This is a genomic window from Caldicoprobacter algeriensis (assembly GCF_023838525.1).
Taxonomy (GTDB): Bacteria; Bacillota; Clostridia; order Caldicoprobacterales; family Caldicoprobacteraceae; genus Caldicoprobacter; species Caldicoprobacter algeriensis.
Genome location: NZ_JAHUQD010000032.1, coordinates 1 through 10,837 on the forward strand (window position 1 = coordinate 1; position 10,837 = coordinate 10,837).

11 protein-coding genes and 3 tRNA genes are annotated in these 10,837 nt (G+C 43.6%); 9 read left to right on the forward strand and 5 right to left on the reverse strand.

Translation table 11 applies throughout. From position 1 onward, the window contains the following. Positions 1-189 precede the first annotated feature (189 nt). Together KVG29_RS12100 and KVG29_RS12105 are read right to left on the reverse strand one after the other, a co-directional pair. Complete coding sequence (locus tag KVG29_RS12100; RefSeq protein ID WP_252228691.1) at positions 190-1,992, reverse strand: phosphoenolpyruvate carboxykinase (GTP); 1,803 nt, start codon at positions 1,990-1,992, stop codon at positions 190-192. Positions 1,993-2,351: 359 nt separating this feature from the next. Next, entirely contained in the window at positions 2,352-3,191 is an 840-nt protein-coding gene (locus tag KVG29_RS12105) for a polysaccharide deacetylase family protein (RefSeq protein WP_252228692.1), read from the reverse strand. A 370-nt stretch (positions 3,192-3,561) separates the two neighbouring features. Between KVG29_RS12105 and KVG29_RS12110 the strand changes: the two genes are divergently transcribed. From KVG29_RS12110 to KVG29_RS12135, 7 genes are all read left to right on the forward strand, one after another. After that, positions 3,562-4,083, forward strand: coding sequence for a transcription repressor NadR (locus tag KVG29_RS12110; RefSeq protein WP_252228693.1), 522 nt, complete (start codon positions 3,562-3,564; stop codon positions 4,081-4,083). A 152-nt stretch (positions 4,084-4,235) separates the two neighbouring features. Continuing rightward, complete coding sequence (gene serS, locus KVG29_RS12115) at positions 4,236-5,510, forward strand: serine--tRNA ligase (protein ID WP_252228694.1); 1,275 nt, start codon at positions 4,236-4,238, stop codon at positions 5,508-5,510. A gap of 75 nt (positions 5,511-5,585) precedes the next feature. After that, positions 5,586-5,714 (forward strand): hypothetical protein, encoded by a 129-nt coding sequence (locus KVG29_RS12490; RefSeq protein WP_276576564.1) that lies wholly within the window; start codon positions 5,586-5,588, stop codon positions 5,712-5,714. A gap of 68 nt (positions 5,715-5,782) precedes the next feature. Further along, positions 5,783-5,871: transfer RNA gene (locus KVG29_RS12120), tRNA-Ser, on the forward strand. Positions 5,872-5,882: 11 nt separating this feature from the next. Beyond that, positions 5,883-5,976, forward strand: a tRNA-Ser gene (locus tag KVG29_RS12125). Positions 5,977-6,103: 127 nt separating this feature from the next. Then, on the forward strand, positions 6,104-6,262 hold the full coding sequence (locus KVG29_RS12130) for a hypothetical protein (RefSeq protein ID WP_252228695.1): 159 nt from the start codon (positions 6,104-6,106) through the stop codon (positions 6,260-6,262). A 725-nt stretch (positions 6,263-6,987) separates the two neighbouring features. Further along, positions 6,988-7,239, forward strand: coding sequence for a hypothetical protein (locus tag KVG29_RS12135; protein ID WP_252228696.1), 252 nt, complete (start codon positions 6,988-6,990; stop codon positions 7,237-7,239). A 13-nt stretch (positions 7,240-7,252) separates the two neighbouring features. Here KVG29_RS12135 and KVG29_RS12140 read toward each other — a convergent pair. Further along, a tRNA-Arg gene (locus KVG29_RS12140) sits at positions 7,253-7,329 on the reverse strand. Between the two features lie 176 nt (positions 7,330-7,505). Here KVG29_RS12140 and KVG29_RS12145 point away from each other — a divergent pair. Then, complete coding sequence (locus KVG29_RS12145) at positions 7,506-8,300, forward strand: alpha/beta hydrolase (RefSeq protein WP_252228697.1); 795 nt, start codon at positions 7,506-7,508, stop codon at positions 8,298-8,300. A gap of 55 nt (positions 8,301-8,355) precedes the next feature. On the opposite strand, the gene KVG29_RS12150 is transcribed toward KVG29_RS12145, so the two are convergent. Together KVG29_RS12150 and KVG29_RS12155 are read right to left on the reverse strand one after the other, a co-directional pair. After that, positions 8,356-8,604, reverse strand: a complete 249-nt coding sequence (locus tag KVG29_RS12150) for a spore coat protein (protein WP_252228698.1) — start codon at positions 8,602-8,604, stop codon at positions 8,356-8,358. Positions 8,605-8,616: 12 nt separating this feature from the next. Continuing rightward, positions 8,617-8,802, reverse strand: a complete 186-nt coding sequence (locus KVG29_RS12155; RefSeq protein WP_252228699.1) for a hypothetical protein — start codon at positions 8,800-8,802, stop codon at positions 8,617-8,619. A 151-nt stretch (positions 8,803-8,953) separates the two neighbouring features. On the opposite strand from KVG29_RS12155, the gene KVG29_RS12160 reads away from it, so the two are divergent. Beyond that, complete coding sequence (locus KVG29_RS12160; RefSeq protein WP_252228700.1) at positions 8,954-10,246, forward strand: serpin family protein; 1,293 nt, start codon at positions 8,954-8,956, stop codon at positions 10,244-10,246. The last annotated feature ends 591 nt before the right edge of the window (positions 10,247-10,837 follow it).

A 10,837-nucleotide genomic window follows, 5' to 3' on the forward strand; every position in this document is an offset into this window, starting at 1 on the left:
ATGGTGATCTGTATTTGCCAAATGATACTTCACCAAAGATATTGAAGATGCTAGAATGGTTGGGATTTAGTCCTGACATTTACACGAAAAAGATAAATCCCATTTTTTAACATGCGAAATGTAGGATTTAATGTTTAAGTTAAGGAAGAAAAAGAAAATGAAAAGGACGGCCAATAAGGCCGTCCTTTTTTAACCGTTGTATTCGCGCAGCCGCTTTTCGAGGGCATCCAACTGATGGGCCAGCTCTTTGGGCAGCTTATTGCCGAAGGAAGCGTAATATTCGCGGATGGAGGCCACTTCGCGCAGCCACTCATCACGGTCAACCTTCAGAAGCTCCTGCATAGCGCTGTTACTTATATCAAGCCCGGTTGTGTCAATGGCATCGGGTGTTGGCATGTAGCCAATGGGAGTTTCAACCGCTTTGCCCTCGCCTGATACTCTCTCGAATATCCACTTGAGCACGCGGCTGTTCTCGCCAAATCCGGGCCACAACCAGTTGCCGTCCTTGTCTTTGCGGAACCAGTTCACGAAAAATATCTTGGGCAGCTTCTCAGGATCGGCTGTCTTGCCGATGTTGAGCCAGTGCTGGAAGTAATCGCATATATGGTATCCGCAGAAAGGACGCATGGCAAATGGATCGCGGCGCACTTTACCGATTTGATCAGATATAATAGCTGCGGTGATTTCAGAACCCATTATTGAACCCAGGAATACCCCGTGGTTCCAGCCAAAGCTTTCATATACCAGTGGTACCGTGGTGGACCTGCGGCCGCCAAACAGTATAGCCGATATGGGTACTCCGTTGGGATCTTCCCACTCGGGTGCAATTGACGGACACTGGCTGGCAGGTGCTGTGAAGCGGGCATTTGGATGTGCAGCTGGCGTGTCAGAACCTGGGTACCAGTCATTGCCTCTCCAGTCAATGAGATGCCCTGGAGCATCATACCCAATGCCTTCCCACCATATATCGCCGTCGTCGGTTAGTGCGGTATTGGTGAATATGGTATTCTTGGCAATGGTCAGCATGGCATTGGGATTGGAGTGCATGGATGTGCCAGGTGCCACGCCGAAAAATCCCGCCTCAGGATTTATAGCATACAGCCTGCCGTCCTTGCCAAACTTCATCCAGGCGATATCGTCGCCTATGGTCTCCACTTTCCAGCCAGGAAGAGTGGGAACCATCATGGCCAGGTTGGTTTTACCGCAGGCGCTTGGGAAGGCGGCTGCAATGTATTTGCGTTCACCCTTGGGATTAGTGATGGCCAGGATAAGCATGTGCTCGGCCAGCCAGCCCTCGTCGCGTGCCATTACCGAAGCTATGCGGAGGGCAAAGCACTTCTTGCCCAGCAAGGCATTGCCGCCATAACCAGAACCATAGGACCAGATGGTTCTCTCCTCGGGGAAATGGCTGATGTATTTCTTTTCCATGGGCGCACAAGGCCATGTAGTATCCTTTTGACCTTCGGCAAGGGGTGCACCCACCGAATGCAGACATGGCACAAACTCACCATCTTCTCCTAGTGCCTCGAGCACTTTTTTGCCTATGCGGGTCATTATGCGCATGTTAACCACAACATAAGGGCTGTCAGTGAGCTCGACGCCTATCTTGGAGATAGGAGAGCCAATGGGCCCCATGGAGAAGGGTATGACGTACATGGTCCTGCCTCTCATGCAGCCATCATAAAGCTCGGTCATCGTCTTTTTGAGTTCTTCAGGATCTATCCAGTTGTTGGTTGGACCTGCATCTTCCTTGCTTCTGGAGGCGATAAAGGTCCTGTCTTCAACGCGGGCCACATCCGATGGATGGCTTCTGAACAGATAACACCCGGGTCTCTTTTCAGGGTTTAGAGGAGTCGCCATCCCTGAAGCGACCATTTCATTGAGGAGGCGCTGATATTCCTCTTCTGACCCGTCGCACCAATAGATCCGATCAGGCTTGCACAGCTTGGCCATCTGATCTACCCATTCTAACAGCTTCTTGTGTCTAGTCATTCTTATAACCCCTTTCTATTATTACAATTTTTGGTTAATAAATTAAGAGGGAATGTTGCCCTCTTTATTTTCTCCAGTTTTTAATAAACTGTATAGCAACTAAAACTATCCAAAAATCTTACCCAGTATAATAGTAATATAAACTCGAAAAAAATGCAAGCTTTTTAATGGGGTTTGCAAGAATTTTATATAAAAATTTCAATACTAAACTCCAATGTTAAACAGGGCAATATGCGGTTTATGCAGCAAATCATGCAAATAAGGTAGTTATAAGCCGTATGTTTTGCATTTGCCTTGCAGTTTTGTTGCAGCCATGAAATATATTGATGGTTAACTTGCGGGATATCATGCAAAGCTTGTTAAAAATCTAGCAATTGTTTGATGGTCACAAATTCATATCCCTCTCTTTTAAGCGCGGAGATTATAAGGGGAAGGGCTTCTATAGTCCCGCGTCGGTTGTCAGATCCACCAGCACAGTGCATCAGTATAATGGCTCCGGGATGGACATTGCTGAGCACGCATTGCACAATTTCTTGCGGATTGCTGGTGTACCAGTCCATTGAGTCTATAGACCAGATAACTGCTTTATAGCCCAGCGCTTTGAGCGCTTCCATCTGCTGGAGTGTAATCAAACCATAGGGAGGTCTGAATACTTTAGTGGTTATTCCCATTTCCTGGAGTTTTGCCTGGGTTTTTTTTACCTCGCTTATCAATTCTGAAGTGGACACAGAGGTGGGCCTTATATGGCTCCAGCTGTGGTTGGCGATCTCATGCCCATTTTTGATGGCCTGGTAAATTACTTCTCGGTGCTTGTCCACATTTTGGCCAATTACAAAAAATGTAGCTGGAATATTGTAATATTCAAGTATATCTAGGACTTTTGTGGTGGTATGAGAATCAGGGCCGTCGTCGAAAGTCAACGCAATCTTTTTTTTCTGGGTGGGGAGACTGCTTAAAAAAGTTCCCGGGTACGACTGGCATAACTTTGCTGCTTCGTTTCTAAAGTTTTTCAGGTGTGCGCGGGTATTTTCATCCATATTGATAGGGGGTTGGGTTATGGAAGCAGAAGTAGTATATGTCCAATTGGATTTTTTGCTGGATTTTATGCCTATCAGTTCAACAGGGTTTGGACCGGCTGTGATGGTCCTCATGTTTTGTACCAGCATAAGATAAATAAAAAGGTAGATTAACATGGACATTTTATGTGCCGACTTCAATTGCAATCGCCCCCATTGGCTTTTTTGTATCAAGATAATGTTATTGTGCCCTAAACTTTGCTGTGTTATTCTTTAGCCGGTTTTGGGCTTAAACCTTTACGAAAGCTTAAACGACAAAGTTAACTTGAGCGTTAAAGCTGAATTGTCCTGAAATTTTAAACAGGGCTAAGTACGCTTTAGATAGAGGAGCATCAAATGAAATTAGCGCTTTACAATGGAAATGGTTTTAAAGATGGTAAGGATAGTAAAAGATAATATAATAAACGACGAATTTTTCACAAAAGCTGAGAAAAAAATGGTATAATTATTTGTGCAGGTGAAAGGCTTGTTTACAGACAGGGGGTAAAAGAATATGTCAGCTGACGAAAGGCGGCAGGAGATTCTCAGGATAATAAAGGGAAGCAGTCAGCCTGTGACGGGTGCTTATCTGGCCAGGCTGTTGGGAGTGAGCAGACAGGTTATCGTTCAGGATATAGCCATATTGAGAGCAGCTGGTGAAGAGATAATCGCTACACCTCAAGGGTATATGATCCCCAAAAATTTGTATCCCCGGCGTTACCGGCGTGTTATAGCCTGTAAACACTCTGATGAGGGTATTGAGGATGAACTGATGACTATAGTAGACTTGGGAGGAACCGTTTTGGATGTGAGCGTAGAGCACGGTGTGTACGGGGAATTCAAGGCGCGACTTATGATAAAGTCACCCAGCGATGTACGTGCCTTCATGGAAGCCATGAAAAAGGAAAAAGCTGAACCTCTATGTTCGCTGACAGAAGGGGTACACCTGCATACTATTGAGGCGGATGACCCTGCTGTGCTGGACAGGATCGAAGCGGCTTTAAAGGAGAAGGGATACCTTTTGAGCCGGGAATGAGCTTTAAAGCAGATTTTGAATGTTTCCAAAGGTTGCATAATGTCTAAAATGTAGTATAATTAATATGAACTTAATAGGCCCTGAAGTATGGGGTAAGAGCTGTTTAAGTGAGGAACAGGTTAAGTTGAGCCAATTTTGCAGGAGGTGTTACTGTGCTGGACCCCAAATTTATAAGAAGCAATCCCGAGCTGGTAAGGCAAAAGCTGGCTATAAAAAAGGAAGATGTAGATCTAGACAGGTTTCTGGAGCTGGACGAGAAGCGGAGGGCTTACATAGCTGAAGTTGAGAAGTTGAAGAACAGGAGAAATGTGGTAAGCGAGGAGATTGCCAGGTTAAAGAAGGAGAAAAAGGACGTTACCGAGATCATAAATGAGATGAGGGAGGTCTCGGACACCATAAAGGAATACGACGCTAAAATCAGGGAAATAGAAGAGCAGCTTGAAGAGGTGCTGCTCACCATCCCCAACCTTCCTCACGATTCGGTGCCCGTGGGCGACTCTGAAGAGCAAAATGTAGAGGTAAGGCGTTGGGGAGAACCGAGGAATTTTGATTTCGAACCAAAAGCCCACTGGGATATTGGAGAGGAGCTTAATATACTCGACTTCAAAACTGCGGCAAAGGTGACGGGGTCCCGCTTTGTTTTTTATCGTGGTATGGGTGCTCGCCTGGAACGGGCTTTGATAAATTTCATGCTGGATGTTCATACAACGCAGCACGGATACGTAGAGGTGTTTCCGCCTTTTATAGTTCACAGGAAAAGCATGATAGGAACCGGCCAGCTACCCAAGTTTGAGGAGGACGCTTTTAAAGTGGTGGACACCGATTACTTCCTTATCCCCACGGCAGAAGTGCCGGTTACCAACATGCATCGGGATGAGATTTTAGATGGCAATATGTTGCCGCTTAAATATGTGGCTTATAGCGCATGCTTTAGAGCCGAAGCAGGAGCTGCTGGCAGGGATACCCGGGGTTTGATACGTCAGCATCAGTTTAACAAAGTTGAATTGGTTAAATTTGTAAGGCCGGAGGATTCGTACGACGAGCTTGAAAAGCTGGTAGCCGATGCTGAAAGGATACTGCAGCTTCTGGGTTTGCCTTACCGCGTGGTGCTCATGTGTACTGCAGATCTGGGCTTTACGGCGGCCAAGAAGTACGACCTTGAGGTATGGATGCCCAGCTACAACAGGTATGTGGAGGTGTCATCTTGCAGCAATTTTGAAGACTATCAGGCGCGGAGAGCTAACATAAAATATCGGATGAGCCCACAAGATAAAGCGGAATATGTGCATACCCTCAACGGTTCGGGTTTGGCCATAGGGCGTACTCTAGCGGCCATTTTGGAAAACTATCAACAGGAAGACGGTTCGGTCGTTATTCCCGAGAAGCTGGTTCCCTATATGGGTGGCGTTGAAAGGATCACAAAGTGATCTCTTTCAACGTCCTCTTAAAGTTTTTGGTAGTTATGATTATATAGATGCTTTTCAATGGGAGATTGATGCCGTATGCAAAACCAAGAGGATAAATCCATGGCTGTGACGTGTTATGTGTTAAGCTGTCTTAATACTGGGGAGAATAATAGTTTAAAAGGTTTCAGCAGCGCCAAGACGATGATTGCGGGAAAAGCTGATTAAAAGCGGGAAAACGTTGTTGACACAGAAGGGCTATTTTGTTATACTATATAACGCAAATAAGAAAACGCGGAGAGATGTCCGAGTGGCTTAAGGAGCTGGTCTTGAAAACCAGTGATGCCGAAAGGCACCGTGGGTTCGAATCCCACTCTCTCCGCCAGACGGCAATGAGGAGAAGTACCCAAGTAGGCCGAAGGGGCGCCCCTGCTAAGGGCGTAGGTCGGGTAAAACCGGCGCGAGGGTTCAAATCCCTCCTTCTCCGCCATAGAAAAAGGGTGTAGCTTAGAAGCTGCACCCTTTTATTTTATTAGCCCCGTTTTTCTTGTTGCGTGAATATTTTGAGTTTAATTTGAAAAAATATATAAAAAATTGGTAAACAGGAGGTAAAACATATGCCTGGTAAAGTAAAATGTGTGGTATGTGGTTATCCAACCGATGAAGATTTAGTGGCACAGTGCCCTGGTTGCAACAACTATGTATGCGATGAGTGTGCAGACCTTTATGATGGTTACTGCCAGAATTGCTTTAATAAGGCAAAAGAAGAGTATTGAACCGTTGAAAAGGACCTCCTTTACTGTAAAACAGGGGGGTCCTTTTGCTCTTTCTTTAATTTTGAAGTTTTTAAAGCTTTTCTTGGTTGAAGAAGGATTCAGACGTTGAGCGCTTCTTCATTTTGTTCCTCATGCACACGATTGGTTAAATGATGAGAAAGATGTATGATACTTATTCTTCTCTACAAGAGTTTATTGACGACTTGAAAGCTGTTGGAGAGATCAAATAATATAATGGCAAAGACTATTCGCTTTTGTATTATGACAAAATTTACATTTGCGAGCCCAACAAACCAGAAACCGAAAAAGAATATGATACAATTGAGGAATTTTTAAACGGTTACAAAATTGATGGTATACCAATTAAAGAATAAGAATTAGCGATAAAAATAAAAGTATTTGCACACTAAATCAATTCGGCAATAAGCAAGTCCAGCTCATCGGTAATGCTTATGGCATCTATTTTGATATAATTTTCTGCCTTCTTTTTCAGTTTATTAGTATCGCTAACCACCTAACCAAAGCGGTTGAGGTGGCATTTTTATGCCTTTTTGTAAGGGGGTGAGCATCAAATAGCAGAGAAGGCCAGCAACAAGCCTTGTGGGGATATAAAAGAGTCCGACTATGACCTTGAGCAATGGCACAGGTCTTGTCTAATTTACATTCACGACGAGTCACCGACAAGCAAGGAACAATGCAAGCTGCCAGTGGGAGAACCAGATGGGATGCTAAATGTAAATGGTATAGTTGCAACTGCAATTAGGATTTATCGTGTCGAAGCTCCAAGAGAAGATGTAAGAAAAACTGTGCGGAGGCTTGCCAGCCTTTATAAAGAAGTTTTAGTCGCTCTTTTTTGTTTTGCGCGGTGGAATGGTTTTAGTAGAGTTTGTGTGTTATGTTTTGATTATATTTTTGACTGTGGGAAAAGTGTGGAAAAACCCTATACGCGGGAAAAATTAAAACCCTGTAACCGTTGATGTTACAGGGTTTTGGCGTGCCCGGAGGGACTTGAACCCCCGACCTTCTGATTCGTAGTCAGACACTCTATCCAGCTGAGCTACGGGCACATCTTAGCGTAATTCATTTTAAACTATTTGTCTTTAGATGTCAACCATAAATCTCAAATTTTTATTGTGAGCTTGTTATATATTTAAATTTAAAATGAACGCTCCTAAATCATGATTATAAGCACTTTGTGTTATAATCTAATTTATCAAAATAGATTAAATGAGAGGATTGGTTTATGGAAGAAATATTGCTTTGGCCTAACGGTGTGTCGGGGGCAAAAGGTGACACAAAAGAAGACACGCCGAGTATTGTACCTTACATCGTTAACAGCGGTGATGCCCGTGGTGCAATTATTATATGTCCTGGTGGTGGATACGTTAGGAGAGCTTGCCATGAAGGTGAACCTGTAGCATTATGGTTAAATAGTATTGGGATTTCGGCTTTTGTGCTTAATTATTGCGTTGCTCCTTCCTACAGATATCCGTATCCTTTCATGGACATGCAGCGGGTAATACGTTATGTACGTTATAATGCGGCCGATTGGAATATTGAGCCCAATCATATTGGCATAATGGGTTTTTCAGCAGGAGGGCATTTGGCATCTACTGTAGGGACTCATTTTGATAATGGAAGTGCTGATGTCGAAGATCCAATTAATAGAATGAGCTGCCGGCCTGATGCTATGATATTGTGCTACCCTGTTATAACTTTTGGGGAATACCGCCATCATGGTTCTATGGTAAGCCTGATAGGGGAAAATCCATCCGATGAGCTGATAAAACTTTTGTCCAATGAGCTTCATGTAATGCCGGATACACCTCCTGCATTTTTGTGGCATACCGCTGATGATCAAGCGGTTCATGTGCAAAACAGCTTACTGTTTGCTGAAGCGTTGAGGCGGTGTGGTGTACCATTTGAATTGCACATATATCCTCACGGTCGACATGGCTTGGGGTTGGCGTTGGGAGAACCATCTGTAAGTAGCTGGACGGAGCTTTGTGCTCGTTGGCTTAAGAATTTAGGTTTTTAACTTGTTAAATTTGAGGAGGGCTTCAGCCCTCCTCGGCTAATTTTTATATGCCTAGTTAGCTCATCATAAATTGAGAGCGTATTTCTTGTATGTCAGCAGGGTTGGCATGTTTTGCCGGCTGATAATATCCTTTTTGTTTGGCTACATTAAAAAGGTCGTACTGGAAGGTTTCGCAGTTGTTTCTAAGTTGCTGAACCATTTGCCTGAACTGAGGATTTTCGGCTTCTGCAATTACATTGGCATAGGTGGTTATGCTGCTTTTGAGCATAGAAAGTACGTCATTGACCATATCTTTTTCTCTCATAGGTAAACCTCCTTAGTTTAGTAATGACATTAACTGTTGTTTGGCTTTTTGAGCATCCTGAGCCGATTTTTGGAACATTTGTCTGATTTGTGGGTCATCAGCCTGCTGGGCATACATCTGCAACTTCTGGTATGCCGTTTCATGGGCACCTATTAGATGCCTCAAGTTTTGAAGCTCTAGTTGATTAAGCTGTACCACACACAACACTCCTTTCATGAATTTGCTAGTCATAGTATTTTCAACTCAATTGTTAATTATTCGTTATTCTAAAAAGGGAAAAATAATGCAACTTTTTAATTTATGCTCCGTCTATTACAGTGAACACAAAACGATATAGGGAGGGAAGGCAATGAAGGGTTTTACCAAATTTTTTATGTGTATATTGTTGGTTGTAGTGATGCTCATGACGGCTTCCTGCAGTTCAATTGGAAGATATTTTGGCGATTTCGGGCTGTTTAGCGGAGCTTCCATTGGGAGTTCACAATTGCCGCCTCCTGCCAAAGAAGTGGATAGCAGGTTGGTGGAAGCCAATACCAGGTTTGCATTTAAACTATTCAAGCAGCTCATTGAGCAGCAGCCTGGTGAAAACGTGTTCATTTCTCCTGTAAACATTGCTATGGCTCTGGCGATGACATACAACGGAGCGGATGGAGAAACAAAGAATGCCATGGCAGAGGTTTTGGAAGTACAGGGAATCGATATAGAGGATTTCAATAAGGCTTATGCTGACCTGAAAACCATTCTTCAAAATCCGGATCCTGATATTCAAGTGGTTATAGCCAATTCGCTATGGACACGTAAGGGAATGTCTTTCTATGATGAGTTTCTAGACATAAACAGGAAGTTCTACGGTGCCGAGGTACAGGAGCTGGACTTTGATTCACCTAATACTTCCAAAACTATAAACAACTGGGTGAAGAAGCAGACGAGAGACAAGATCGAGAAGATCGTTGGAGATGCCATATCTCCCGATACCATCATGTTTCTCATAAACGCATTGTATTTCAAAGGGAGCTGGACAAATAAATTTGACCCCGGTCTTACGAGAGAAGAGCCGTTTTCCCTGGACGATGGTACTCAAAAGGCTCACCCAATAATGTTCCAAACAGGGAAAGAATATCCCTATTACAAGGGTGAAAACTTCCAGGCTGTAAGTCTCCCGTACGGTAATGGACGGGTAAGTATGGTGGTATTTTTGCCCGATGAGGGCATTGACCTAAATGAGTTTTGCAGCGGCATAACCTTTGAAAAATGGGAGGAGTGGATGAGTTCATTCTCTAACGCCCAGGGCGAAGTTGGACTGCCGAAATTTAAACTGGAGTATGAGGTGGAGCTCAACGAGGCATTAAAGGCTTTGGGTATGGAAGTGGCATTTGACGCTGAGAAAGCCAACTTTAGCAAGATGCATCCCATTGCTCCAGGAGCCAATGTATATATAAGCAGCGTAAAGCACAAGACTTTTGTAGAGACCAATGAGCAAGGCACCGAAGCATCAGGAGCAACTTCGGTAGAGGTGGGGATAACGTCTTTGCCCGTCAATAACTTTAGCATGATAGTGAATCGTCCGTTTTTCTTTGTAATACGCGACAATGAGACAGGGAGCCTACTATTCATGGGTGTCATCGTTGACCCGGTGTATTAGAAATAAAGCGTCATGTAAGATTTATGTTTATAAGATCAGCGATGGGTTTATTGGTTGTTATGGGAAACGGTGTGGTATTTGATCGTTCTATTATCAACAAATATGCAAGAAGACTCTATCTTCTACAAGATGGAGATGGATTGCTAAAAATGTGATATAATATTCCTTGGGTGATAGATAATGTACAAAACTTAGAAAAATTTTAAGGAAAGTAGCTGGCGAGTCTGCTGTGGAGCGGATAGTCAGTAGTGGGTGTATGAACCACCCTGTGAGAATAAGGGTAGTTTAGACTACCAAACTTCTCATGAAGCCACCACCTCTATAGGTGGTTGGTAGTTCACAGGTGCCCTGCTTTAGACAAACGGTTTAAGGTGATGTGGTTGTACAGCAGGGCGCTTTTTATTGTTTTACCTAAGATGCATAATTTTCAAAAAAGAAATAAAATTAAGCAGAACAAATACTAAAACCGAGTCTCCGCATGTCAAAAACAGGTAATTAAATTACATATATTACCAAAAGGATTTTTGGATTTTTTGTCGAATATATATCCCCTGTAGAAAGATGCAGGGGTGATTGTGAATGGATATAAAT

Excerpts from the sequence above, each read along its gene's own strand:
- KVG29_RS12100 (WP_252228691.1), bottom strand. The coding sequence starts at position 1,992 with ATGACTAGACACAAGAAGCTGTTAGAATGGGTAGATCAGATGGCCAAG.
- KVG29_RS12160 (WP_252228700.1), top strand. The coding sequence starts at position 8,954 with ATGAAGGGTTTTACCAAATTTTTTATGTGTATATTGTTGGTTGTAGTG.
- KVG29_RS12150 (WP_252228698.1), bottom strand. The coding sequence starts at position 8,604 with ATGAGAGAAAAAGATATGGTCAATGACGTACTTTCTATGCTCAAAAGC.
- KVG29_RS12105 (WP_252228692.1), bottom strand. The coding sequence starts at position 3,191 with ATGTCCATGTTAATCTACCTTTTTATTTATCTTATGCTGGTACAAAAC.
- KVG29_RS12490 (WP_276576564.1), top strand. The coding sequence starts at position 5,586 with ATGCAAAACCAAGAGGATAAATCCATGGCTGTGACGTGTTATGTGTTA.
- KVG29_RS12145 (WP_252228697.1), top strand. The coding sequence starts at position 7,506 with ATGGAAGAAATATTGCTTTGGCCTAACGGTGTGTCGGGGGCAAAAGGT.
- KVG29_RS12110 (WP_252228693.1), top strand. The coding sequence starts at position 3,562 with ATGTCAGCTGACGAAAGGCGGCAGGAGATTCTCAGGATAATAAAGGGA.
- KVG29_RS12135 (WP_252228696.1), top strand. The coding sequence starts at position 6,988 with ATGCTAAATGTAAATGGTATAGTTGCAACTGCAATTAGGATTTATCGT.
- KVG29_RS12130 (WP_252228695.1), top strand. The coding sequence starts at position 6,104 with ATGCCTGGTAAAGTAAAATGTGTGGTATGTGGTTATCCAACCGATGAA.